Origin of the sequence: Paraglaciecola sp. L1A13 (assembly GCF_009796745.1) — a bacterium.
In the GTDB taxonomy this organism is placed as follows: domain Bacteria; phylum Pseudomonadota; class Gammaproteobacteria; order Enterobacterales; family Alteromonadaceae; genus Paraglaciecola.
The window spans coordinates 3,267,159-3,291,409 of the sequence record NZ_CP047024.1 but is presented as its reverse complement, the minus strand read 5'-3'; the positions used below and the strand labels follow the sequence as shown (position 1 = coordinate 3,291,409).

Below are 24,251 nucleotides of genomic sequence, written 5' to 3'. Positions count from 1 at the left end.
GCAATTTGAACAACGAAACGCACAACTCTGATGTTGAAGAACCAGAACCAGAACCAGAACCAGAACTAAAACCAAAACCTCAATCACAAGCAGTAAAATTCAGTCACCAAATAGCGAGCATTGTTGCGCGTGAAAAATCCTTAAAAATTGAAGTTGTAAAAGCGTTGGCTTCGGGCCGATACGAAAGGGTTAAAGAAAAATTACTTGTTATAGAACAATTACAGAAAGTCATGGAATGGCACAGACATTCCTACTTAATGAAGTTCAGTATAATGGCATCCGCTTTGTTAAGTATTTTAGTTTTTTTGGCTGTTATCCCGTCAAATTCATTATCGCTTTCTACACCTGGTTATTTAGATATCAGCACCCAAAGTGTCAATTTCACTCTCTCTGAGGATTTAAATTGGAGCGGAAATGCCTTGTTAAGTAAGCATCGAGCGATTGCAGTTGAGAACTTTAGAGAATTACATTCTGGCAACCACCCACAAATTGATCTTAAGATTGACGCTAATTATACACTTCTATTATCTCAAAATGGTGGAGGTTTAACGTCACTCTTTATTCCCAGGGGGAGTAAAATTTGGCTTACGAAAAATGTCTCTGAGCAAGTATTGAAAATAGATATTTCTACCGATACAGACCAGCTTGATAGTAAAGCTGAAACGAAATTAACGGTAAAATTGTATGGAGATTTATTGATAGGCCCGACTAAAAGCAGTCAACAAACCTATCGTGCTAGAAGATGCCCTGCTAACTTAAAAAACTGCCAAATTCCCAGACTTGTTTCACTTACAGGCGGTAGAGCGGAATTGCTGCGTATTACCTTACCTTTAAATGACGAATTAGATATAACTGGCATCGGTTTAAAGAATCTATCATTTTCTGATTTTCAACTTAGCCCTTCACCTATACAAACCTTAAGGTGTGCAATTGATATAGGTCGCTTTCAACTTAGTAGTGATGCAGCGCCCATCAGCATCAACAAAGGTGAATGTGTTGGTTTAGTAAGTGATAGCAATAGATTTAGTATTTTAAGCGCCCCTTCTTTGCCAATAAAGGTTAAGTTTTTTGGTGAAATTACGTCTCTTTTACTTGGTACACCTGAATTTAATAATCAACAAACCCCTAGTATGCTGAACTGGCTTCTAGCATTACCAAGCGCCCGTGAAATAGGGGCTTTGTTCGCAGGAATTATTACTGTTATTGGCATAATAATCACCACAATAGGTATTAAAAAATGAAAAGAAACATATTGGTTCTCTTCGTCATTTGTATGTTATCCAGTGTCTCTACGCATACTCTAAGTAGCGGAGTATTCGAAGACGCGAGGTCGTTACGTCATAACGTTGTTGCCATTAGGGCTAAATGGGAAAACAATAAAACTAATAACGGATTTGGTTGGGTAGTGGGTGTTCACGACAATAAAGTTTATATTGTGACTGCTAATCATGTAGTGCGAGGTAAGAAGAGGGGGGCTATTGACAGATCACCAACAGTCACACTTTATTTAGAGAAAAAAGAAATTATAGGGACAGTTACTTTACTCCCTCAGAGCGATAGTACGATGGACTTAGCTATTCTCGAGATGCCTCTACCTGATAATCTACTTCTAAAATTCGCAGTCGCTGATTTTGGCGAACCAACACAGTCAACTCGTGTTAGCTATATTGGCGCGGCTAATCAATGGGATGTGCCAAGCTCACCACAAGGTATTATTACAAACTCAAGTGAAACCCAACTATTTGTAGAAGGCTTGAATGTTGATGTCGGAACTTCAGGAGCTCCCTTAGTCGGAGAAAATGGTATTTTGGGAATGTTTATATCGAATGCGGCTACGAGTAGTGCAAAGCTGTCAGCGAGTACCGCAACAGTTTTAAAAATTAGTGCCATTAAAAATAAAGTCGAGGAATGGCACTATCCATGGTCATTGGTTTCTTCAGTACCAATATCATACGTTTCGGGAGATTGGCATTATTTATACCCAGGCGACAAACCAATTAAAGCAAGCGCGTTTGCGTATGATGATGCGCCACATCACTATGCCTTTAAAGCATATCTTGAGTCAGGCGATCAAGTTGCTTCAGGCGCTGGGGTAATGGATGGAGGTAAGTTTCGTATTGTGTATGAATCAGTTTTAATTCCATCAACCATTAAAGCTGATTTACTTGTAAAAGTATCGCAAGCCTCGAGTAATCAAAATGAAGCGCTGTTGATGGAAGGAGTCGTTAGCTTTATAGATGAATTTGGCGAGCCTACTACAGAGTTTATGCGTTTGGTGAAACTCAATAGCAATGGTCGTTATTATGCTCAAGCGAACGCCTATATGAAAAATAACGCTAACCCAGAATTAGAACGAGTTAGCGAAGGCGAAGCCATTGTTAAAAAGCTATTGCGTGATCAAAATGAAGGCAAGCAAATGTCACAATCTCCGCAAATACCTAAACAGCATTCTAACGATTATACTAACACGCCAAATATCCCTGCTAATCCTCAAATTGCCGCTATGATGATACAGCAAATTCAAACTATGCTTAGGTTGTCAAATATGACCAATGTCTCACTTTCAATTAAAGATAATTGCATTGTTGCTGAAGGACAAGTAGATGAGTCAAGCTCAATTGAGAAAATAGGCGGTTTACTGCGAGTTATTGGCACCCAAGGCGGCATGCAAGCTTGTAATAACGTTACTTTGGCTATTCCATAATCAGAACTATATGGTAAATACACGGTGCAAATACATCCATGATGAAATGGTTAACCTTAAACTTTGGACAATTGTGTTTCACGTTATTCATTTCTGCTGGGCATTAATAATAATTCAGGTCAAAGCTAACAGTATCATCAGGCGAGCTAGAAGAGCGTTTATTGTTTTATTGACCGTATTTGCGATTGATATTTCTGCGCTGCGGATTTGAGTATTAACCCAATCTCATTTCTTGGCGGAACGCACTGGTGACATTTGTCTGTTGGGTCCCACTGTCATTCTTATTGTCAATTCGAGCATCAGTTAACACTTGCACAAACTACGTAGGTGTGAGGTTTCGGTTAAAGACAGCTTCTGTAAGTTTGTATATAGAGCACTTGCGCCTGCATCAACTCGTATAGCTCATCTTTCTTGTAGGGTTTCTAAAATATCAAGTACGTTTGCCCTTAGTGCCGCACCTTTGCTTTGCGCCGCAGAAAGGGATTGATCAAATGCGACGGATTTTCGTGCCGAGGCTACAGTGTCGTATTTTTCATCAGGATCGAAGTCTCTACTTGGAGGTGCTCTCATGGCTAAGCCCTCTTGCGACGTTATTAACCCGTTTAATTGTAATTCTGACGACATACGTGTTAATTCGCTATATGACATATTAGTTGGATCATACTTGTTGGCCATTTGTTTCAGTTTTCTTTCTGCACTCAAGCCAGCATCACTAATCGTTACTGTGTCTGTAGTGGTTTCACTTCGTGATAGAGGGCTGGCGTTAGGTGATTTATCGTTAATAGTATTGTCCATTTGATAGATACTCGTCATGTAGCTACTACTATTTATCTGCATAAGATCCCCTTAATTAAATCCAATGATAATGAATACTTTGCACGAAGAAGAGCAATGACTATGCCAGTGGGCTTTATCCCGCCCAGCCAGACTAAGATGGACTTTCACTGTGTCTTATAAAGTAAGAAGGAAAATTATTGCCGACTCTGACACAATAATGGCAATAATCGGGTTAGATTTTATATGTTGAGTTTTTATAGTGCATTTATTAGAAGTAGAGTGTTTAGGTAAAACACTTAAGTTAGAAGGTTCAATGGCTGGGTGGCAACAGCTTTTTTGGGGAGATGACTGCGTTTCGCAAATTAATGCTAGCGCTGACAATGATAACTTTTCACATCAATTTTCTCTAAAAAGTGAGCAAGGCGAAATTCAAGTAGAGCTCAGTGGTGTTCTGCAATGGCAACCTTTTGATCTGCAGTATCAGCTTTTCGTTAATGAGCAGCTGTTGCATGAAAATACGCTCACTGAAAAAGACATTGAGCAAAGGCAAGTTATCCAAGGTGAAAAACAACCGATGAAATTTAGTTTCATTGGTTTGGCGGGTTTAGGTTTAAAACTGTTAAAAAGCGCCAAGGTAATTAAAGTGTTGTTTGCTGCGGGCAGTTTAGCCGCTTATAGCTGGTTATTTTCTATTGAGTTTGCCATTGCTTTGATCTTGTGTCTGGTATTTCATGAATACGGTCATATCAAGGCGATGAAGTACTTTGGTTTGAAAACCAAAGGTATTTACCTTATTCCTTTTGTGGGAGGTTTAGCGCTCAGCGACGACAAAATTAATACCCGCTGGCAAGATATTGTTATTTCAATTATGGGGCCATTTTTTGGCTTGATATTGTCTATTGCTTGTTTAGTGGGGTATTGGCTTACCGATATAGAAATACTCGCAGGTTTAGCGGTATTTAATGCGTTGCTCAATTTATTTAATATGTTACCTGTATTGCCTTTAGACGGAGGGCATGTACTTAAAAGTATCGCATTTTCAATTAACTCTCGAGTAGGAATAATCGCCTGCGCACTGGGAGCCATTTTAGGTGTTTACGTTAGTTATCACTTCGGTTTGGCCTTGTTAGGTTTTTTACTTGCTATAGGTAGTGTGGAAATATTCTTTGAATATAAACGCCGACACTTAAGTGAGCTATTGCCCCTTAACCGTTATGCTCAAATTGTTTCCATTTTGTGGTATGTCACCACTTTGGGTGGCCTAAGTGCCATTATTTGGCTTGTGGGTCAAACAGATAACGGGGCGTTGTCATTACCTCTTAAAATATTGAGTAGTTAATGAGAAATATTCTTGGACCTGTACGTTAAGCGTCGTTGAAATCAGTATTTGTAGAGCCAGAACATGTCGTTTTTAACAGGAGCAATCTGCAGAATTGTGATGTGTGCTTATGCTGTTAACGTGTCATACGTTACAAACAAGACGCATGATCGTTGAACGCGCAAAGCCGCTAATGTACCATGTACTAATGGCGGTAATAGCTGATGAAAAGGATTTCCAACGTAGGTTAAATATTTAGAGGGATTTTTATTCCAGCTGTCGAAGTTCTAGTGGAGAGGGTAAGAGCATCAGATTCATGCTTTTAATAAAGTATAAGTTAAAAAAATCATCATTCTATACCGGTGATGCGATACTCAAACTCATTGCCAAGCGGCTTATTGATAAGCCTAAGGCTCACCTTAAACACATTATAGAGGACGGAATTCAGTGGAAAAAACAGCAAAAATCTTAGTGATGCACCCAGAGATGTAGACCTTGTTTTCGAATAAACCAAAGCGCTAGGAATTCATTGAGGCGCTTGATGATATCGATCGAACGATCTCCGAATCGGGTGCTACTGTAGAAGTTTTACTATCCGCTAGCATTGAAAAACTGGATAAAGAAATGCTCGACCGTCTCCCGAATCTCAAGATGATGGCATCTATTTCAGCAGGATACAGCAATGTCGATCTTGATGAATGCAGAGCTCGAAAAATATCGGTTACCAATGCCCTAGGTTTGAACTCGGGTGATGTGGCTGATGTCGCCGTCACTATGATGACCTCGTTGCTGATGAGTTTGCCGCAAAATCACCAATACATCATGACCGATCAATGGGTTACGAAGAGTGGTTTCGTTCGACATTCCATCCGGAACATGCCCATTGGTATCGTTGGCTTAGGTTCAATAGGTAAGGAGGTGGCTAAACGACTTGAAGCATTTGGCGTCGATATTAAATGGTGGGGCCCAAGACAGAAACCAGAAATACCCTATCCTTATTTTTCTTCACTCGAATAATTAGCAAAACAATGTCGAGGTCTTATCGTGTGCTGTCGATCTGACCAGTCAACATATCATCTGTTCAATGAAAAAATATTGGATCAACTCGGGAGTGATGGCGTTATCGTCAATGTGTTCAGAGGAAATGTTGTCGATCAAAAGGCGCTAATTGCATATTTAAAAGCTCAAAAAATAGCTGGCGCTGGGCTTGATGTGTTTGATCCAGAGCCGACAAACAGCTCTACGTGGACCGACGTGCCCAACATTATTCTATCTCCGCATCAGGGAGGGGCTACGTTTGAAACGCTATTCGCGCAAGCGAAAATTGCGCAAAACAACATTAAAAACTACCTCGATGGAAAGCCACTGCTTATCAGTATTTTCTAAGAGTAAGTGAAATGACTTTTTATAAATAAGTTTTGATATGGCGGCTCCGTGCTTATAGTGGGCATAGCTGATTAGCGCAATCAACGGTCCCAAAGAGCAAAAAGCCGGCAGTCAGGACTTTGTAAAGTGTTTCGAGTTGGAGCGGATCTAGCAATGCTTAACGCCTTGCCCTTGCTGGTAAAAATCTTATGTGCATTATCTTTTTACTTTAATATTACGCAACGGGCCTAATTATTGTCCGTCCACTGCACGTTACTTTCGTCTTTGACTGCGTTCTTTAGTAAATCGATTAAAGGTAAAGCACGGTGAGAAAGGCTGACAAAAGGCGTTTCCTCGATATCGTCCGTAGGTTCTTCTGATTCGGGTTGTTGTTCGTCTGCCCCGAGCGCAGCTTCCAGATTCGCCAGTGCTGCGGGTACATCTTTTGCAAGTATTGCACTAGGCACAGTACCGCTATGGCCCATCATTTTCAGTAATTGTACTGCTATATCTGCGAACATAGTAATGTTGGCGCTTGCCTGATTAGAAAAAATGACTAACATAATGATTTAACTCTTAAGGGTTGCTTAATAATTGTAAGGTGAGTGTACACCTAAACAAGACCCTTTACTGACTGCACCAGCTAACTAACCTTAATCGATCAGTCTACCCTCAGCTCAAATGACTATTAGTCCAAACCCAGAGTCCAATCATCCGAACATATTTTGACTCAGCAATACGGGCGCATACTAAACAATTGGTTTCGAGTATTGGTTTAGAGCATACTCAGTACAGCACTCATTCAATGGGAAGAAGCAAACCTGCTTTGATTTACAAGAAGACAAAAAACCTGAGAGCTTGCCAATTGCTCTTAGGTCACCGCAAGTTTGAAAGTGCCGAGATACCTAAGTATCGAGGTTGATGGCGCCCATGAAGTATCAAAGATCATTGATTAATAGATAATGAGTCAGGCTCTATCACGGAGTCTGGGCTGATCGTGCGTACTGCAGATATTATCAATCCAACAAATGAATGCGGCCATTACTAATTAACAAACACGGTTGATTAACAGTTAAAACGGCAAACTTGATGACCTAGAATACCGACTTCGCAGGTTTCAGATGTGGGTTAAAGAAGGTAGGTTTTCATTATATTCTATTACACAATAACTGTTTTTTTATACAGTTTCAGTCTCTCACCCGTATATATGCAAGATCTTGTGTAATAGCCGTATTTCCCCCGTATTTCCCCCGTGTTTAAACACGGTAATCAGAAAAACACTTTATATTGTAATAACTTACTTTATATGACTAAAATAGTTGAAAAATATATACGGCGAACGCCCGTGTTTAAACACGGGCGTTTGCGTCTTATTAATATTGTTGAACTAAGCCGCTGCGCGGAGCCTGTAATTTTTTACCTTTGAGTCACACTTATCTGTGGGCATGAGCCCAATTAATCGGAGATAAGTTATGACCCCTTTACGTCAAGCGCTGATCGATGAGTGTAAGCTCAGAGGTTATTCAGAGCGCACTCGTGACAGTTATCTTTATGCTGTTACGCAACTAGCCAAGTATTATCACCAATCCCCCGACACTATCAGTGACGAGCAACTAGAACAGTACTTTCGTTCACTGAGTTTGGAGCGTGAATTGTCAAGTGCCACCATCCATTTGCAGTTGAATGGCATTCATTTCCTCTACAAATATGTGCTTAAGCGCACGTTTTCTATTGATATTGTCTGGCCTAAACGACCACGCAGTATTCCTACATTGTTATCTAAAGTGGAGGTAAAACAGATAGTGGCGCACTGTCGTCATGAGAAGTACCGCACCATGTTGAAGGTTTATTATGGTTGTGGGCTGCGCCTCAACGAATTGGTGCATGCGAAAGTAGAGGACATTGACCGGGCACGTAAGACGTTACGCATTCACAATGGGAAAGGGAATAAAGACAGAGATGTGGTACTCACTGAGTCTGTATTGCATGTGTTACGCGGCTATTGGTTACATTTTCGGGCGACGGATTGGTTGTTTTATTCCAGCCGGGGCATGGAGTTTCAGGTGGGCGCTACGTCCGTGCAAAAAGCCTTTCGTGAAGCAGTGAAGCTGGCTGGGTTAAGTAAGAAGTGCAGTATTCACAGTCTACGCCATGCCTATGCGACCCACCAATTGGAAAGCGGGATGCCGCTGAATCAACTGCAACAGCAGTTAGGGCATGTGGATATTCGCACCACACAAACCTATTTGCATTGGTTACCTGAATTGAATAATAGTGCCCAAGACTTAATGGCCGATTGGGAAGGTGTGTCATGAGTGCTCTGCATGTGGCGGATGTGCTGCAGCAATTCCTGCCTGCGTATCGACAACATCATACGCTCAGTTATCAACAAGATAAGGTATGCCGGCATATTACAGATTGCCGAACGGGGCAACTAGGCATGCAGCAGTGTCGATGCGGGGCGTGTTCGTTTGAGAAGGTGGTGTATTGTTCTTGTCGGGACAGGCACTGCCCCCGTTGTCAGGGCAGGCAAACCGAGCAATGGGTTGAGCAGCAACAGGCGAATGTGCTGCCCTGTAAATACTTCCACCTGGTGTTCACCTTGCCCCATGAGTTAAATGTGATAAGTCAGTATGCACCAGAAAAACTGTACAAAAGTCTGTTTCAGGCTGTGTGGGCAACGTTGAGTCAGTTTGCGATGTCGCGCAAAACACTCAAGGGTCAACTGGGTATGACAGCGATGCTGCACACGTGGGGGCAAACCTTAACGCAACATATTCACCTGCATTGTCTTATTCCCGGTGGGGCCGTGGATGCAAAGACACACTGGCGAGGCGTAAAGAAGGCGTATTTATTTCCCGTGAAGGCGTTATCCACCGTATTCAGGGCAAAGATGTTGGCGGCACTAAGGGCATATGAGTTGGTCATCCCCCAAGCGCAGTTGCTGATGAGTAAACCGTGGTCTGTGTATAGCAAACCCTGTTTATGTCAGCCCAAAACGGTCATTCGTTATCTGGGGCGTTATACGAAAAAAGGCATGCTTAATGAGTCGCGATTGCAGCGTATAGACGAGGAGAAGGTCACCTTCAGCTATAAAGATTATGCTGATGATAACCGACATAAAAAAATGGTACTGACAGGTGAGGAATTCATTCGGCGCTACCTCAGTCATATTCTGCCCAAAGGTTTGATGCGAATAAGGCACTTTGGTTTTTTAGCCAATTGTTGTAGGCGTAAAAGATTAGATGTCATTCGACGACAATTACCGGACTTAGCAGAGCAAAAGGCCGATGATGAAACAAAGCAACCAGCTAAATGTTGGCCCTGTCCGGCTTGTAAAGCAGGTGTGCTGATGTTGATGTCAATCGCCTTGCCTTCTATTAACGTCCAGAGGATATCAAGTGGTTAAGATTATTGTATGACGGTCTAATACATACCGACAAACACGCAGTAACATGGCAGGTAAATCACTGTCACGGGGCAGGCTGGCCTATTGCATGGGAAACAAAATAAACAGGTGGGAATATGTTGTTCAGTAACGTGTTTAACATAACTATATCGCCCACGATGGCAGATATGTACGCGAATAAACTTGCCCTTCAGACGACATCATGTATTCCTTTCAAATACAAATTCCATTAGCATAAAAAGTACCAATAAATTTAAGGGCGGAGTCTCGGCTTTGTCCAACAAGGTGATTATTCGTCACACACTACGTGCCGTATAATCACTAAGTAGTTAGCCACTTAAAGGAAATAATATGACAGGCAGGTTTTTTAAGATCGCAACGGTTATCGTCGTGCTACTACTTCTAATAAGGCCAGACACTATAATGTTGGCTTTGTTTATAGATTCTGTTGGTTTAGAACTTTTTTTATTTCTAGTCAGCCTTCAATTTAAAACATTTACAATATTTTGGGGCGTGTATATCCAGCCTATCCTCCGAGTTATCACTAATAAATTTAAATATCGTGATAGTTTCTATTTTTGGCCTTCACTGAAATCAATTAAAATGCAGCCCGCAATCGCTTGTCACGCAATCCCTTACTATGGCTATTTATTAAATGCAGTGTGGCTAATAAGAGGGCAACCTCGTTGTTTTTAAAAACGTGGCTAACAAAAACATCATAGTGGGAATTTTACGCGCTGAAAAAGCGCTCCTAAAATCCCCATATGTTAAGCGTTAGGTGCTATGGAGAGTTCGTTGGTAGTTTACAAGGTTAAATGGAAAGAGTTGGCAAAACATATGACACGCCAACTTTTTTATATTTTGGCATTTGGGTTCATAGCTTTAATGCTTATTAGGTTTTTTTCAACAGGCTTTAGCGTAAGTATTACTTTCGAACATATTAAGATCTTTCAAGTACCTATAGCTTTCGTGTTAATTTACTTATTTAGTCTTACTTTTGGCTATGCTATTAGCGTTTTCTTTAAATGTGCATATGTCACAATTGATGATGATGTTATTAGTGGTAGAAATTATTGGTTATTTAAAAAATGCTTCAATTTAAATGATATTGAAAAAGCTTTTCCATTTAATAGTAATGGAATGCCTGTAGTCATTGTCGATGCAGGCAAGAAAGGTGAAATTTACATACCTGTTCATATAGAAAACTCAGAAGAACTTTTCTCTATATTGGATAAGTATGTAAAAAGCACCTAACAAAAACATCATGGTGGGAATTTTACTCGCTGAAAAGCGTTCCTAAAATCCCCATATGTTAAGCGTTAGGTATTTAGCGAATTTTGACGAGTAATAAGTTGATAATAAGTGGTAAATAACAAATGAAAATGGCAGATAAAATTGTTGTGAAAGAAGCGAAGTTTGTTTTTATTATTATGTTTCTTGCCATTTCCATCATTGTAGCAGTTGGTATAAGTGTTAAATATGCCAAATATGGAGTTTTCAAACCGGAAGGCTTGTTGCTCGCATGTGTTATTTTCATCCCGGTATTAATTATTTTTTCGTGGGTATATGCCTACTTTGAAGTAAAGAAAAACGTAAAGTGAAAAAGTTAACTTTGAAAAAAATACCTAACAAGCCAAGTCAGCGGGAATTTTACTTGCTGCACAACGCTCATAAAATCCCCTGCTTGGGGCGTTAGTTGCCTATGAAGCTTAAGCGCGTAATTTATGAATTGTTTGAAATTGACTTTGGTTCGTTAGCTGGACAATCAGACTCTGAATCTCATGAAATAGATCGTGAAATTTATTTGGAATTTGAAACGGGCGAAAAATTTTATTTCTCTTGGTGTAATGAGCCAGTTCAATACTGTATTGGATTTAAACCTGAGAGGTTTAATGCATCTGAACCGGATCATACAATTGATGTCAGTAACTGGGAAGTTTGGCGTGTGCTAATAGGACAAGAAATAGGATTTATATTCACTGATGATTCCCATCAAATATTAGAGTTAAAAGGGCAATCATCATCTGCCTATTTATCAAGTCAAGAAAGTGGAGTATGGCTCACGGATGTTTTACATATATCAAAAAAGTTGCCAATTTTCGGCAACTGACAAACAAAGCCACACAGACGCGCAAACTACGCGCGCCCGTGCTTTGAAGCGTTAGGCATATGAATACGATACTCTCCGAATCACCTGATAATTTTTATTTTCACAATATGTCATTTGGCTACAACAAAAATGAAGATTGTGATGAATTAACTCTGTTCCTAGTAGAGGGTAAATATGCTGACGATGAAATTCCGAGTAGACTCGCGAAAATCACATTCCTTGCTCCGATAATGTGGCAGCAAATGGAAGAGTCGCATTCATCATTTGACGAGTATGAAATACGTGATGACGGAGGTTTAATACAATTAATTGAAAGGTCGCGTTATTTCGATTTTGTAAATACAACTTACCCTTGGTACAAAGATATTCGTGGAGAAGCTCAACATATTCGTGTTTGGAGCCAAAATATAGTATCGGAAGTTATTACGAAAGAGATACCTTCTGTGTCGTGGCAATATGCCTAACAAAACAATAAACCACATTCGCTTCGCTCATTGGGAAAAAGCCTCGCTGTCGCTCAGCTTTTCCCGTTATTGTAGGCGTTAGGCATTAAAGTGAACATCAAAGATTGGAAGTTACTAAGAAATCTATCAATAGCTTATGTTGTATTGGTTGTAGGATTGATTATCGGCAATATTATAATCTTTAATTTAATAGAGTATGGTTCCAAACCGTCAGAATTCGTCGGGTGTTACGCTTATGACGCCATGCTGGTCGGTTTTAAATGCTCTGGTTTTGTTGGTTCAGAAGCTTTGGGCTTTGCTCTTAACGTTCCTCTTTATCATTTTTATATGCCTTTCTTCGTATTGTTCAATCCTTTGCTAATATTTGTAGTTTTAGCACTGTGGTTTTTTCCAGTGATGTTACTAGTTTCGTTTGTAAAATTACGGGGGCAAAATGCCTAACAAAACAATCAACAACATTCGCTTCGCTCATTGGGAAAAAGCCTCGCTATCGCTTAGCTTTTCCCGTTATTGTAAGCGTTAGTATTCAAAAGGAGTATCGAATGAATCAAAAGCTGTTGATTATTGTTGTTTCGGTGATTTTGGTGCTACCGATGGCTGCATATACCTTTCAATTTGGGTTTGGTTTCTGGCAATCCCCTTCGGAGTGGTCTGACTTAGGTGGGTATATTGGAGGAGTTTATGCTCCGATACTTGCACTGCTTACCTTGACCGTATTGTGTGTTCAAATCTACCTCCAAGTATTCCAACATCGGCAACATCTGGTCAGTTTGCAAGAAAAAGAGTTGGGCGAATATTTGACTCAATTAAATTATGAGTTGGATAAAAAGATAGAAGGTGAACTTACATTACGTCAATTCTTACTTAGTCAATTAAACGAGAGAAATATAGATGACATATCGCAAATGGATCTCAGTTTAATTTTGGGGCTCAACCAAAATCACCATAAACTTTACTCGATGTGGAGCGGGGTAAGAGCTTGCCTAAAAGATATAGAGAATCACTCAAAAATTAAGAATTATGAATCTACTCATTATGCTGTACAAAAAAATAAAATTGTTGCATACATGAGTCCTCAAGTTTGTAGTTCACTTGATAAATTTAACTACGCGATACTTATGTCTCTTCAGCAAATCAATGGAACCAGCATTAATGAGATAGCAGTGCAGTATGAGTTTTGGCAAGATAAGTCGCTAGCTTGAATACTAACAATCTGTTTAAGAGTGATTCGCAACGCGTGGCATTTTTACTATGCGTTTGTTTTAGTGTTTAAGGCGGTGTGCGTGTGCTTCGGTATTGCGTTGCTCACACCTTAACAGGGCGTTAGGTATACAATAGGATTCCGCTAGCCATGAGAGCTTTTTATCTGTTTGTTTTGTTTAGTTTCAACGCGGTTGGAACAACTTGCATGATAAGTGAACAGACTTTCGAAGAATGGAATGAAAAGTACGATTCTATGATCAATGTTGAAATTAAAAAGTCTACGGATGGAGAAAGCTACGCAGTCTTAGCTACATTCCCAAGCACTATAGAGAATAAGCTGCTCTCCTCTGTTTTATTGTATTTAGGTAAAAAGGATCAACCAACTTTTTCTTCGCAATTAGCAATATTTGAGGAAGACGGTAAAAAAGCAGTTTTTTACACTACGAATTTAAAACAAGGGCCGAACGGTTATTTAATCGCGGGTTACGGTTCTGATTGTGGCTTAGATGTGGGGAAGCCTGTTGTATTATCAAAGTAAACCTAACAAGCCAAGTCATCGGAAAACCACTCACTGGCTGCGCCAAAACGTTCGTGTTTTCCGCTGCTTGGGACGTTATACCCGCAGGAGAGTTCAGTGCTAGTTTGTGCAGAAGATGGATGGGTCGACTTTTGGTCTGACGGTATTCCTTCGGATTGGAACTACATGGGATGTACCAAATACCAATCAATTTTAATATATTGTTTACTTCCTGATGGCCAGCTTCAAAAAGTAAAACCAGTTTCACCTAATTTAAATTGGTTTGAGAAAACTCTTTGGAAAGTCACTAACTCTTCTAAAGAGGTTACGTTTGAAATTGCTGTTATAGGACAGTCATCGATAGAAAAGTTTAAAGCCATACTATTACAGGCTGTAAAAACTGATGACGATCTGTTGACCCAGTTTAAATCGGAGGATGAAATAACCCTAGGCATTGAAAAATCTAAGAGCTACTCAGATTTAAATACGCTTTTTACGGAGTGTGGCTGGGTATAACTAACGCATCAAACCTGACTCCGCAAGCAGGCCGGTTTTTTGCAAAATACACGGCGCAAAAAAGCGTCCAACTTGCTCCGCTGTTTATACGAAGCGTTATGTTGATGGTGCGAAATCACTAGTGTGTAATTGAGGTAATGCTTTGGCAAAGAACAAAGAAAATCCATCTGAAAGATTATTCGCTGAATTATGTGCGAAACAATATCTAAAGCAATTACATAGACACCCATTATAATTTTTAGGTAATAATTACACCCACATTCAAGTTGGAACTCCCCCAAAATAATTAGAATGATCTTGGTTCGGTAGATTTAAGATTTTTACTGGAATCTTGAGCGTTGAGGAAGGAAATGTCGCGCGAGGTCAGTTCTTAGGCAAGAGACTAGGCTACAAGATATGTATGGAATGTGTTCTTTAGGGTTGCTTCAAGCGCGCTTTAACAATTCTTTCGCTTTGGTTATTCCTCGCAGCCGTTGATGATGGGTGTGGCGTTTAAATGCATTCATCATTTGCTCTGCGCCCGCAGCGTAGCAGAAGTGTTTCTCGAACTCAGTGGTTAAGGTTAACCACTGAGCAGAGTCTAATCCTAATCTTTGTAGGATAGGGTTTTGGGTATTATCGATATGACCGGCTTTATCGTCCCTTATACATCGGCCAGTGGTATCGACAAGCTCACAATAGTCTTTGAGCGAATACGCGATACCTTTGGGCATTTCTTCACGAGAATTCCCTACAAAGGGCATTAAAACACTTGGTTGTGACTGCTGATTTTTAGCAGCATGAATTCGCTTGTTTATACTTGTGTATTTTGACGTTTCGGGTGTTTTTTCTATTTTGGCACGGATAGGGTTTAAATCCACATACGCCATGCACGCTAGCACAGCACTTTCATCTAGTAGTGCTTGCGACTTAAATCGTCCTTCCCAGAAACGACCGGTGCAGCCGTCCTCTTTATTGGCTTCGCGAGCAATATGCTCATTCAAGTCACGCATAAACCAGCTTATGTCGTACAAACGTTGTCGATAGGTTTCAACGGTCTCATCAAAGGTGATTAGCTCTCCTTGGCTCAGCGTATCGCCGTTCATAAACTTCTGGGTCAGCAATGTGCCTCTGTGTAGCTTGTGGTAGCGCCTCAACACTTCATGGCTATCCCAATTATCAGCCAACACTTTATCCACACATAGCACCACATGCGTGTGATTATTCATGACGGCATAGGCACAAATGTCGATGGAAAATACCGTAGATAAAAACAGTAAACGTTCTTCTACCCAACCACGGCGATGCTCGTAGCTCTGGCCAGAATACTTATCTATTCCACACAAAAAAGAACGTCGCACACACCGGGAAACACAATGACAAATTTATCGGGAATAAAATTTGAACAGCTTTAGCTGGCTTCGAAGAAGTGAACGACATGGATGTTGTGAATAAAATAAGGGGTATCGATTAAACTAATTTGGCTTTTTCGAGGTTGAAGCATAATCCATCTACCTGATAAAAATGAGATACACATCAAGTCTAGTTTAGCCCACAAAAATCACCATTTTTAATATGGGTGTCTATCTTTTTCTTTTCTGACCTATTGCCCCAGCGAAGCGCTTAATGTGAATAGGATTGGCGACAACGAAAGGTAAATTGGCATTTGCACATGCGATAATAAACGGCATTTCTAATCGGCCAGTTGCTTCAATAATAATGCGCCCAGGTGCGTGTTGTTTGATTATTTTTATGGCTTCTTTGATACCTTTTTCATCATTCGAAACGGTGAAATAAATATCGAGAGGGCGGATGTAAATATCTAATTGAAACTTGCCTATATCGACACCCACGTTAACGCTTTGATTTGTTTTTGTATTCATAATAAGCTAACTCTTACTTGCATAATGCGGGTTGAGACCCAGTAGACTATTCGAGTGTTTTGCTTGGAGTCCTTTGTGGCGTTCTTTCTTGTTATCGGTCTCTCAACTGAGGAGCCATCAATCAATCGAACTACCACAAAAGAAGGCTTTAGTTGCTGCTAAAGCTTGGGTCTCACTTTACCTCACCCCGATTAAAATCAGGATGATTTACATGAGTTATTATCCATACAAGCGCTCAAGCAAGGACGCGCTAACGCGCGCCGCTTAGCTTTGCGTTAGCATTACACGGAGACATTGTATCAACCTCAAGCTAAAAAGAAGAAACGCCAGACTCTCTAACTACCCATATGCCGCTCTAATGTTACCGGTATTAACTCTGGGAAATGGCTTTTGGGAAATTGGTGTTTTGTCTGCTACTGCATTTACTGTGTTATTTTATTTTGATCCTGTATTCAAATTTTATCGCAGTAAAGTACCGAATTTTCAAACTTTTATGCTCTGTTCGTTTTTACTAGGTATGTCGCTAGCGACTATCGCTTTTTTCATACCTGAACATTCTGGTAAGGTATTATCTTTATGGGGCTTACCTACATTAATTGGTGGTTTAATAATTGTTAAACAACAAGGCAAACTCCAGTATAAGTAATGCTAACAAAAAGATTATGATGGGAATTTTACTCGCTGAAAAAGCGCTCCTAAAATCCCCATATATTAAGCGTTAGCAAAACTAAATGAGTATTAAGGAATCAAATTTGAGAAAATACCTAATAGGCATTCTATTCGTAATTACGGGTTGCGCAACAACAACTACAATTCAACTGGAAGGGAAAGCCGGTGGGCAGCCAATCAAAAATGGTCTTGACTTTGATATATCAGTTAAAGAAGGACCATCTTCAAACTTTACAAAGCACTTTTCTAAGGGCTTTTGCGGTTTAAATCTTGATGCGAGTGTTACAAAGGTCAATGCTGAAGGGGAGTGGGATCCTTACTCAAAAATATCATTTTCAAACTCGGATAAAACTAAGCGTTTCGACATTATGTTTTATTATGATCGTTCAACATCAATGATAACGCCATTAATTATGCATAGCGATGATGACTCGGCCGAACCATTTGGAGCTACTTTCAACTTAAAAGAAGAAATAACAGTGGTGATCTATCGCGATCAAGCTGAACTTGGCATATCTGTAGAACCAGCGTCAAAAATGAAAAGTATTTTATCGTTAAATGGTTCTAAGGAGAAAACGGAAAACTTTGATTTTTCTATTGTAGACCTTGATTTTATACCTGTTAGCGTTACGTTTTTTGGAGTGTCATCCGATTCTCTATTTGAAAATATTACCTTTAGAAATGATTGCTAACAAGCCGCTGAATTCGACGAGCGAATTAGCTCTGCGTTAGGCTCTACAAGGAAAAGTTTATGAACCAGCTCTTTATATTTATGTTATCTATCGTACTGCTATCTGGTCCCACGCCAGTTAAAGCTGCGAGTGACGTCACAGAACTAGAAAAATTAGTGACTACCTCAGAGAAGCTTGCAGTGATAGCAAAGGAATGCACGGATTCTCAGGATACAAAATCCTCTTCCTGTAGAAACTTCATAAACGAATTTAACAAAGGCAATGCTAATCAACAGATAAAAGTTTTCGGAGCGAACCTTAGTCAGTATTTAAAATTAGATAAAGAGTTAACATTTAAAGCATTAACTGCAACAAGCACAATTTCAGCCGCGCTGGCTTTTGTACTTGAAGAAACAAACCAGAATTTATAAAAGCGAACATAAAAAACAACTGTTGGCACTCACCGCGTTCGCTGGGTCAATGACACGTAGGCTTAGTCGCTTCGCTCCAATTTTAGCCTACGTATTATTGCCCCAAAGTCGAGCCGTTATGCACAAATAAGGAAATGAACTATGGCATGGAATCCGAAAGAAGCTGAAACAGCGTTAAATGACTCTCTACTGGTAAAAGCTACAAGATCTGTGAAGAAGATTGCTGGCTATAAATTCAATTCAGGTCGTGAACTTGTACTTTTAAAAGAAAATGACTCTAAAGTTTCAATTTATGTCGATGTAGCTCCAACGAACATGCCTGACATTGTAGTAGAGACAGAATATCAACCCAACCCAAACAAAGAAGGCCGTCACGCTGATCTAGAGGCTGTAGCGCGATCGCTAGGCTTTTCTTTTACGGCTTATAAAGTACACGTAAAATCTAAGGCGGGTTTAACTATGCTACTTAATTGGATTCAATATGCATAACAAGGCCAGCCAGCTTCGCCCATGCAAAGGGCCGCATGGGCTCGACCTCGTTACACTCGGCCGCTGCTGGCGGCATTATGCATCAAATTAAGCTATGAGCAGACGGCCTTTATCGACAGGACCAGTAGACACTTACCTCCTTTACAAAGGAGCTTATTCGAATTGGTTTTTAGTGTTAATTGCACTAACGCTTTTAGGTTTTGCAATTAAAATTGCAGAGCCAGAAAGTATTATTTTGGCTTTAGTAGGCTTAACTTTTCTTTATTTGTTTTTTGATGCTGTTAATGACGGGCTAGAAATATCGATAATGTATAAAAATATCAGCTGGTACAGAAAATATTGCAACGCAACTTACATATCAGGTGCGTTAATTGGATCTCTAATTCCTTTTGATAGCACCCAGCTTATTTCATTATTAATGGCTTTACCTGCACTTATAAATGCAGCTTTAATATGGCCGCAGATAACAGTGAATACTTATAAAAAGAACTACACCAAACTATTTGGACTTGTTGATGCATAACAAGCCAAGTCAGCGGGCATTTTACTTATTGAAAAACACTCACAAAATCCCCGGCTGGTGGCGTTAAAACCAATGAGTGACTCTCGCTCATATTTGACGTTCCGCTCGGTAAGTTATTTAGTCCGTTTTGGGCGTGAAGCAGTTGTGCAATAGTGTCCGGTTTTGGTCGAAGACAATAACTAGAATACTGCGTAGGCAAAGCACTTGGTTCGCATGACTAAGGTGGTTGTCTTTATCATTTTTACTTATAATAAAAATAGAGAAAAAATTAATTAATTCAATTGGATATGAGTTTTTGGCTTTATTGGGAACCGTTTTAAGTCAGTCTATTTTAAAATTATTTCTCCGTGGTATCTTTTTCTTGTGGTCTTAGTCACTAGCCAGTGCATTTATCAGTTTTTTAATCTTTATTGTCGATAAGCCTTGTTGCGTCAGAAAATATAGCAATAATCGGGCTAGGTTTTTATGTTGAGTTTATATAGTGCGATTATTAGAAATAGAGTGTTTAGGTAAAACACTTAAGTTAGAAGGTTCAATGGCTGGGTGGCAACAACTGTTTTGGGGGGATGACTGCGTTTCGCAAATTAATGCCAGCGCCGATAATAATAACTTTTCACATCAATTTTCTCTAAAAAGTGAGCAAGGCGAAATTCAAGTAGAACTGAGTGGTGCTTTGCAATGGCAACCTTTTGATCTGCAATTTCAGCTTTTAGTTAATGATGAGTTATTGCATGAAAATACACTCACTGAAAAAGACATTGAGCAAAGGCAAGTCATTCAAGGTGAAAAACAACCGATGAAATTTAGTTTCATTGGTTTGGCGGGTTTAGGTTTAAAACTGTTAAAAAGCGCCAAGGTAATTAAAGTGTTGTTTGCTGCGGGCAGTTTAGCCGCTTATAGCTGGTTGTTTTCTATTGAGTTTGCCATTGCCCTGATACTGTGTCTGGTATTTCATGAATACGGTCATATCAAGGCGATGAAGTATTTTGGTTTGAAAACCAAAGGTATTTACCTTATCCCTTTTGTGGGAGGTTTAGCGCTTAGCGATGATAAAATTAATACCCGCTGGCAAGATATTGTTATTTCAATTATGGGGCCATTTTTTGGCTTAATATTGTCTATTGCTTGTTTAGTGGGGTATTGGCTTACCGATATAGAAATACTCGCAGGTTTAGCGGTATTTAATGCGTTGCTCAATTTATTTAATATGTTACCTGTATTGCCTTTAGACGGAGGGCATGTACTTAAAAGTATCGCTTTTTCAATTAACTCTCGAGTAGGTATAATCGCCTGTGCACTGGGAGCCATTTTAGGTGTTTACGTTAGTTATCACTTCGGTTTGGCCTTGTTAGGTTTTTTACTTGCTATAGGCAGTGTAGAAATATTCTTTGAATATAAACGCCGACACTTAAGTGAGCTATTACCCCTTAATCGTTATGCTCAAATTGTTTCCATTTTGTGGTATGTCACCACTTTGGGTGGCCTAAGTGCCATTATTTGGCTTGTGGGTCAAACAGATAACGGAGCGTTGTCATTACCCCTTAAAATATTGAGTAGTTGATGCTACGTTATCTCGGATTTGTACGTTAAGCTTTGTTGACGTGACGGGCAATATAGGTTGATTCAACATATCAATAATGCATGTTGAAAAAGTCCTTTTATCGTCCTTTTATCGTCCTTTTATCGTCCTTTCGAGTCTATTATTTTACAGTGATTTACCCGCTTAATCGATGTGCTGGGCTGGGCTTTATCTTAATATGTAAAGCCCAGTATTGATTATTTATTTTGGCGTGATGTTCACAACATCAAGAATGCTTCATCATCTAAAGTACGAAGTGCCATACAGTCGCTGTCTTTGCCAATGATCATCGATTTATCGACCCGTACATTACTTCCGGCATAGTGGCCAGCTGCGGTAAATGTGCATATTTGTACGTAATAATTATCAATTTTGGGTAAGGCAAAAAGTTGTTGGTATATTTGTTCCCGCTCGCCAAATGCACCGCCTTTATCTTCTAGTACGGTATTGTCTGCATCGATAAGTTGAATGTTTTCACCGCAGCGCCCGACGATAGGTTTGCTTACATAACCTGTTGCTTTAAGCTCTTCGCTTAGCGCGAAACTGGTGTTAAGTAATAAAGGATGATTTGGAAACAAAGACCACAGCACGGGCAGTATCGCTTTGTTGCTGGGTATCAGTGTCCACAGTGGTTCGTATACCATAATGTCATCATTCAGTAATACATCGGAAAGTTGTACTGCGTGCGCGGTATCGTGTGACTCCAAGGCATCTTGCTCTTCTTCTTGGCGCAGTTGATTTAGCGCGGTTTCCCAGGCCCACGTTTTCCATACCCAACGGATAGGATTACCGTGCTGATCAAGGATTTTTCCTTGTTCGCTAATGGTTAGCGTGCTTAAGCCAATGACTCTGACGCAATTAAACCCGGCTGCTTCGATGGCTTTTTTCATAAATAGCGCGTGATAGTCTTCTTCAGGGTCAACATCTTGCAGAACATGTATTGTTCTATCTGGCGCATCGACCACGTCACACTCTTGCCATGCAGCTACTAATTCTTTGAATAAATCGGCGCCGTTATCAAGGCCATTTTTGACCCCCACATGGCGAGCCCACTTGCCCTGAACCTTGCCTGCTTCCATGTAGCAAGAGGCAGAATCACAGTTGTACTCATAAACTTTAAGCCCTTGTGCGGTCATGGCGAAATCAAATCGGCTGGTGATCAGTTGATTGTTACGGTTGTCCCATGAGCGCGTCACTTTTGGCAGTATTGCGCTGGGTAATTCGAATGAATGCAATAGTTCTGGGTGCTGCAATACATAGTCGGTGGCGTGCATAAATAAACCATGCAGTTCATCGGTGGCCGATTCCAATGCGTCTACCGCGCTTTGTGATACCGCAAAGTATTTGAAATAATCTTCTTCTACCGACGTTAACCAATGTCCTTTCATCATATCGACATAGGCCGCTTCGTCTTCGTTAGCAATATTTAACCAAGGATGCTCAATGGCATCAGAGTGGCTATGCTGGGCCAATTTTATTTGAAATAATGCAGGTGAGGGTTCGGGCAGCTGAACACTGTGTAAGGTATCTGCTGTTTGTATCACCCAGCCTAAAATACTCGAGCCCGTAAACGCGCATTTAAGCCAATAGTCGCCTTTAGCACCTATTTTCGCTTCAATTTCCCGCGAATAAGGTTGTGCATTTGGCCAGGTCGTAAAATTCATGTTTTGCTCGGCCACGCGGATCTTATCGTCGAAGACTTCAGTCACTATGGCAATGTGGCCCGTGTGCTCAAATTCGCCGCCTTCATCCCAAATTAGCATACTGCCCACTTCAGGTCGGCGAACTGAGCCATTGGCAAAGGCATTGAGCGGCAGTTCAATGTTGTTTACCACATCGCGAATAGAGCGCAGCTTGAATATTTCATAGGCCATGGACACATCATTAAAGATGTGGCCCAAATTGATATATAACCAGCGCCTTGCGAACTCAACACATTGCCATTTGTAGCCCATGTAAATGCCATCGTAATAACTGCGAAATGCCTTACGATTCGGGTATTTAGCTTCGTCTACTGTGTCATAGTCAGACGAATAACTGACCACACCGTTAGCGGTAGTACCTTGTACTTTACCAAAGGCCAAAGAATGGGCTTTTTCGTCTAGCGACATTGATTTGCTGTGCGGTTGTGACATGGGTATTCCTTAACGAAAATAATATCTGATACTTGTTATTTGAGTCGTAGCTGCAAATAAGCATTCTTTGCAAACAATGGCCAATAGACGCAGTTATTCCTATAAAAGTCACAACCATTTACGCTGAAAAATATTACTGTATGGGCTTATAACAGGTTGATGGGATGATCGGTAAATAACGTCTTGCGATTGCACTGTACCTCCTTTAAACAAGTAATTCGGTTATACTTTATTTTCGAATTACTTTTGGAACGCAACATGTTTGAGCAATTTCACCGAGCGATAGCGCCTTTTTTAACGTTTTTTGGCGACAATCCCTACACACAGGCGGGGCTGGTTATTGTACTTTCGTTTGTGGTTGCTTCCCTTTTTAAATATGTGCTGATAGTTGGTTTGCAAGCTGTGATTGCACGTATTCATATTACCTTAGATAGCAGCTTTTTAACGTTACTGCACACGCCTATTTATTACAGTTTATTATTGATGGGATTTTCTAGCGCGGCACTGATAATTGCGCCAGCGGATCTTTACGCCCATATTATTTTTTCCTCGTTGCAGTCGGTTGCGATATTAATTTGGTCAGCGTTTTTCCTGCGCGCCAATCATGCGTTGTTAAGTAAAATAGCCGGTAACCCTAATCGCTTTCATGCGGTGAATAATAAAACCTTACCCTTATTCTTAAATTTGGTGAATATCATTATTTTGGTGCTTGCCGTGTACTTTGTTTTCTCCGTTTGGGGTGTAGACATGACCGCGTGGCTCGCGTCTGCAGGTATAGTGGGTATTGCTGTGGGTTTCGCCGCAAAAGACACCCTGGCAAATTTGTTTTCAGGGGTGTTTATTATGGCTGATGCACCCTACAAGATTGGCGATTACATCGTACTAGATTCCGGAGAACGAGGTGAAGTGACCCATATTGGAATGCGCAGTACGCGCATGCTGACCCGTGAAGATGTAGAAGTCACTATTCCTAACTCGGTTATGGGAAACTCGAAAATTATCAATGAGTCAGGCGGCCCCCATGAAAAATCTCGTTGCCGGATACCAATTGGTGTTGCCTATAATGCTGATATTGATGAAGTGCGCGAAGTGTTGATGCAGATTGCTCACGCAGAAAAAGAATATGTCTGTGACGATCCAGAACCGAGAGTGCGTTTTCGCCGCTACGGTGCTTCTGCTCTTGAGTTCGAATTATTAGTTTGGATAACTAAGCCTGCACTCAAAGGACGAGTTATCGATATTTTGAATAGCCAAATTTTCAAGCAATTCAACCAACATAAAATTGAAATTCCTTATTCTAAGCATGACTTGTACATTAAAGAGATGCCCAGTCGCGAGCCAAAAGTAATTAACGATGAAAATAATAGGCCAATTTAGACTAGGCTATGCCGTAAATACATTGATTGACTATTCATCGGTAGAAACGTTTTCTGGGGGAAATAGCCTGACAAATAAAGATATGTCTAACAAGCAATGCTTGGCATGTCTGATTTACTACTCGTAAATAAA

The 24,251-nt window shown here is 40.3% G+C and carries 23 protein-coding genes and 3 pseudogenes; 21 read left to right on the top strand and 5 right to left on the bottom strand.

Features of this window, described 5'->3' with window-relative positions:
- Positions 1–5: 5 nt before the first annotated feature.
- Both GQR89_RS13780 and GQR89_RS13775 read left to right on the top strand, forming a co-directional pair.
- Positions 6–1,241, top strand: a complete 1,236-nt coding sequence (locus GQR89_RS13780) for a hypothetical protein (RefSeq protein ID WP_158770572.1) — start codon at positions 6–8, stop codon at positions 1,239–1,241.
- Entirely contained in the window at positions 1,238–2,704 is a 1,467-nt protein-coding gene (locus tag GQR89_RS13775) for a serine protease (protein ID WP_158770571.1), read from the top strand. The genes GQR89_RS13780 and GQR89_RS13775 overlap by 4 nt, the downstream gene beginning before the upstream one ends.
- A 402-nt stretch (positions 2,705–3,106) precedes the next feature.
- Here the strand turns inward: GQR89_RS13775 and GQR89_RS13770 are convergent, their stop codons facing one another.
- On the bottom strand, positions 3,107–3,541 hold the full coding sequence (locus tag GQR89_RS13770) for a hypothetical protein (RefSeq protein WP_158770570.1): 435 nt from the start codon (positions 3,539–3,541) through the stop codon (positions 3,107–3,109).
- A 199-nt stretch (positions 3,542–3,740) separates the two neighbouring features.
- Between GQR89_RS13770 and GQR89_RS13765 the strand changes: the two genes are divergently transcribed.
- Both GQR89_RS13765 and GQR89_RS21560 read left to right on the top strand, forming a co-directional pair.
- A complete protein-coding gene (locus GQR89_RS13765; RefSeq protein ID WP_158770569.1) occupies positions 3,741–4,820 on the top strand; it encodes a metalloprotease in 1,080 nt (359 codons plus the stop codon).
- A gap of 507 nt (positions 4,821–5,327) precedes the next feature.
- Positions 5,328–6,185 (top strand): annotated as a pseudogene (locus GQR89_RS21560) (NAD(P)-dependent oxidoreductase).
- 227 nt (positions 6,186–6,412) lie between these two features.
- On the opposite strand, the gene GQR89_RS13755 reads toward GQR89_RS21560, so the two are convergent.
- On the bottom strand, positions 6,413–6,727 hold the full coding sequence (locus GQR89_RS13755; protein WP_158770568.1) for a DUF1840 domain-containing protein: 315 nt from the start codon (positions 6,725–6,727) through the stop codon (positions 6,413–6,415).
- A gap of 909 nt (positions 6,728–7,636) precedes the next feature.
- Here GQR89_RS13755 and GQR89_RS13750 point away from each other — a divergent pair.
- The 10 genes from GQR89_RS13750 (at position 7,637) to GQR89_RS13700 (ending at position 14,383) form a co-directional block, all read left to right on the top strand.
- Positions 7,637–8,479, top strand: coding sequence for a site-specific integrase (locus GQR89_RS13750; RefSeq protein ID WP_158770567.1), 843 nt, complete (start codon positions 7,637–7,639; stop codon positions 8,477–8,479).
- The gene (locus GQR89_RS13745; protein ID WP_158770566.1) at positions 8,476–9,573 is read left to right on the top strand and encodes an IS91 family transposase; all 1,098 of its coding nucleotides are present in this window, start codon (positions 8,476–8,478) and stop codon (positions 9,571–9,573) included. The genes GQR89_RS13750 and GQR89_RS13745 overlap by 4 nt, the downstream gene beginning before the upstream one ends.
- A 795-nt stretch (positions 9,574–10,368) precedes the next feature.
- Positions 10,369–10,827 (top strand): hypothetical protein, encoded by a 459-nt coding sequence (locus GQR89_RS13740; RefSeq protein WP_158770565.1) that lies wholly within the window; start codon positions 10,369–10,371, stop codon positions 10,825–10,827.
- Between the two features lie 122 nt (positions 10,828–10,949).
- Positions 10,950–11,174 carry a hypothetical protein gene (locus tag GQR89_RS13735; RefSeq protein ID WP_158770564.1) on the top strand — a complete coding sequence of 75 codons (225 nt, stop codon included), beginning with the start codon at positions 10,950–10,952 and terminating at the stop codon, positions 11,172–11,174.
- A 101-nt stretch (positions 11,175–11,275) separates the two neighbouring features.
- Positions 11,276–11,683 (top strand): hypothetical protein, encoded by a 408-nt coding sequence (locus tag GQR89_RS13730; protein ID WP_158770563.1) that lies wholly within the window; start codon positions 11,276–11,278, stop codon positions 11,681–11,683.
- 59 nt (positions 11,684–11,742) lie between these two features.
- Positions 11,743–12,147 (top strand): hypothetical protein, encoded by a 405-nt coding sequence (locus GQR89_RS13725; protein WP_158770562.1) that lies wholly within the window; start codon positions 11,743–11,745, stop codon positions 12,145–12,147.
- A 90-nt stretch (positions 12,148–12,237) separates the two neighbouring features.
- Positions 12,238–12,588, top strand: a complete 351-nt coding sequence (locus GQR89_RS13720) for a hypothetical protein (RefSeq protein ID WP_158770134.1) — start codon at positions 12,238–12,240, stop codon at positions 12,586–12,588.
- Positions 12,589–12,689: 101 nt separating this feature from the next.
- A complete protein-coding gene (locus GQR89_RS13715; RefSeq protein ID WP_158770561.1) occupies positions 12,690–13,349 on the top strand; it encodes a hypothetical protein in 660 nt (219 codons plus the stop codon).
- A 206-nt stretch (positions 13,350–13,555) separates the two neighbouring features.
- Positions 13,556–13,888: a hypothetical protein gene (locus GQR89_RS13705; RefSeq protein ID WP_158770560.1), complete on the top strand. Its 333-nt coding sequence runs from the start codon at positions 13,556–13,558 to the stop codon at positions 13,886–13,888.
- A 96-nt stretch (positions 13,889–13,984) separates the two neighbouring features.
- Positions 13,985–14,383, top strand: a complete 399-nt coding sequence (locus GQR89_RS13700) for a hypothetical protein (protein ID WP_158770559.1) — start codon at positions 13,985–13,987, stop codon at positions 14,381–14,383.
- Positions 14,384–14,808: 425 nt separating this feature from the next.
- Here the strand turns inward: GQR89_RS13700 and GQR89_RS13695 are convergent.
- Both GQR89_RS13695 and GQR89_RS13690 read right to left on the bottom strand, forming a co-directional pair.
- Positions 14,809–15,866: pseudogene (locus GQR89_RS13695) on the bottom strand (transposase).
- An 85-nt stretch (positions 15,867–15,951) separates the two neighbouring features.
- A pseudogene (locus GQR89_RS13690) lies at positions 15,952–16,245 on the bottom strand (transposase); the annotation flags it as partial.
- A 358-nt stretch (positions 16,246–16,603) separates the two neighbouring features.
- On the opposite strand from GQR89_RS13690, the gene GQR89_RS13685 reads away from it, so the two are divergent.
- From GQR89_RS13685 to GQR89_RS13660, 6 genes are all read left to right on the top strand, one after another.
- Positions 16,604–16,891 (top strand): hypothetical protein, encoded by a 288-nt coding sequence (locus GQR89_RS13685; RefSeq protein WP_158770558.1) that lies wholly within the window; start codon positions 16,604–16,606, stop codon positions 16,889–16,891.
- A gap of 85 nt (positions 16,892–16,976) precedes the next feature.
- Positions 16,977–17,606 (top strand): hypothetical protein, encoded by a 630-nt coding sequence (locus GQR89_RS13680; protein ID WP_158770557.1) that lies wholly within the window; start codon positions 16,977–16,979, stop codon positions 17,604–17,606.
- Positions 17,607–17,665: 59 nt separating this feature from the next.
- Positions 17,666–18,016 (top strand): hypothetical protein, encoded by a 351-nt coding sequence (locus GQR89_RS13675; RefSeq protein WP_158770556.1) that lies wholly within the window; start codon positions 17,666–17,668, stop codon positions 18,014–18,016.
- 141 nt (positions 18,017–18,157) lie between these two features.
- Positions 18,158–18,505, top strand: coding sequence for a hypothetical protein (locus GQR89_RS13670; RefSeq protein ID WP_158770555.1), 348 nt, complete (start codon positions 18,158–18,160; stop codon positions 18,503–18,505).
- Between the two features lie 172 nt (positions 18,506–18,677).
- Positions 18,678–19,028, top strand: coding sequence for a hypothetical protein (locus GQR89_RS13665; RefSeq protein ID WP_158770554.1), 351 nt, complete (start codon positions 18,678–18,680; stop codon positions 19,026–19,028).
- A 481-nt stretch (positions 19,029–19,509) separates the two neighbouring features.
- A complete protein-coding gene (locus GQR89_RS13660; protein WP_158770553.1) occupies positions 19,510–20,589 on the top strand; it encodes a metalloprotease in 1,080 nt (359 codons plus the stop codon).
- Positions 20,590–20,825: 236 nt separating this feature from the next.
- On the opposite strand, the gene GQR89_RS13655 is transcribed toward GQR89_RS13660, so the two are convergent.
- On the bottom strand, positions 20,826–22,742 hold the full coding sequence (locus tag GQR89_RS13655; RefSeq protein ID WP_158770552.1) for a glutathionylspermidine synthase family protein: 1,917 nt from the start codon (positions 22,740–22,742) through the stop codon (positions 20,826–20,828).
- A gap of 258 nt (positions 22,743–23,000) precedes the next feature.
- Here GQR89_RS13655 and GQR89_RS13650 point away from each other — a divergent pair, with 258 nt between their 5' ends.
- Complete coding sequence (locus tag GQR89_RS13650; RefSeq protein WP_158770551.1) at positions 23,001–24,119, top strand: mechanosensitive ion channel family protein; 1,119 nt, start codon at positions 23,001–23,003, stop codon at positions 24,117–24,119.
- The last annotated feature ends 132 nt before the right edge of the window (positions 24,120–24,251 follow it).

Coding starts and splice junctions, on each gene's coding strand:
- GQR89_RS13775 (WP_158770571.1), top strand. CDS start 1,238: ATGAAAAGAAACATATTGGTTCTCTTCGTCATTTGTATGTTATCCAGT.
- GQR89_RS13770 (WP_158770570.1), bottom strand. CDS start 3,541: ATGCAGATAAATAGTAGTAGCTACATGACGAGTATCTATCAAATGGAC.
- GQR89_RS13755 (WP_158770568.1), bottom strand. CDS start 6,727: ATGTTAGTCATTTTTTCTAATCAGGCAAGCGCCAACATTACTATGTTC.
- GQR89_RS13750 (WP_158770567.1), top strand. CDS start 7,637: ATGACCCCTTTACGTCAAGCGCTGATCGATGAGTGTAAGCTCAGAGGT.
- GQR89_RS13745 (WP_158770566.1), top strand. CDS start 8,476: ATGAGTGCTCTGCATGTGGCGGATGTGCTGCAGCAATTCCTGCCTGCG.
- GQR89_RS13735 (WP_158770564.1), top strand. CDS start 10,950: ATGAAAATGGCAGATAAAATTGTTGTGAAAGAAGCGAAGTTTGTTTTT.
- GQR89_RS13730 (WP_158770563.1), top strand. CDS start 11,276: ATGAAGCTTAAGCGCGTAATTTATGAATTGTTTGAAATTGACTTTGGT.
- GQR89_RS13725 (WP_158770562.1), top strand. CDS start 11,743: ATGAATACGATACTCTCCGAATCACCTGATAATTTTTATTTTCACAAT.
- GQR89_RS13715 (WP_158770561.1), top strand. CDS start 12,690: ATGAATCAAAAGCTGTTGATTATTGTTGTTTCGGTGATTTTGGTGCTA.
- GQR89_RS13705 (WP_158770560.1), top strand. CDS start 13,556: ATGATAAGTGAACAGACTTTCGAAGAATGGAATGAAAAGTACGATTCT.
- GQR89_RS13685 (WP_158770558.1), top strand. CDS start 16,604: ATGTTACCGGTATTAACTCTGGGAAATGGCTTTTGGGAAATTGGTGTT.
- GQR89_RS13680 (WP_158770557.1), top strand. CDS start 16,977: ATGAGTATTAAGGAATCAAATTTGAGAAAATACCTAATAGGCATTCTA.
- GQR89_RS13675 (WP_158770556.1), top strand. CDS start 17,666: ATGAACCAGCTCTTTATATTTATGTTATCTATCGTACTGCTATCTGGT.
- GQR89_RS13670 (WP_158770555.1), top strand. CDS start 18,158: ATGGCATGGAATCCGAAAGAAGCTGAAACAGCGTTAAATGACTCTCTA.
- GQR89_RS13655 (WP_158770552.1), bottom strand. CDS start 22,742: ATGTCACAACCGCACAGCAAATCAATGTCGCTAGACGAAAAAGCCCAT.
- GQR89_RS13650 (WP_158770551.1), top strand. CDS start 23,001: ATGTTTGAGCAATTTCACCGAGCGATAGCGCCTTTTTTAACGTTTTTT.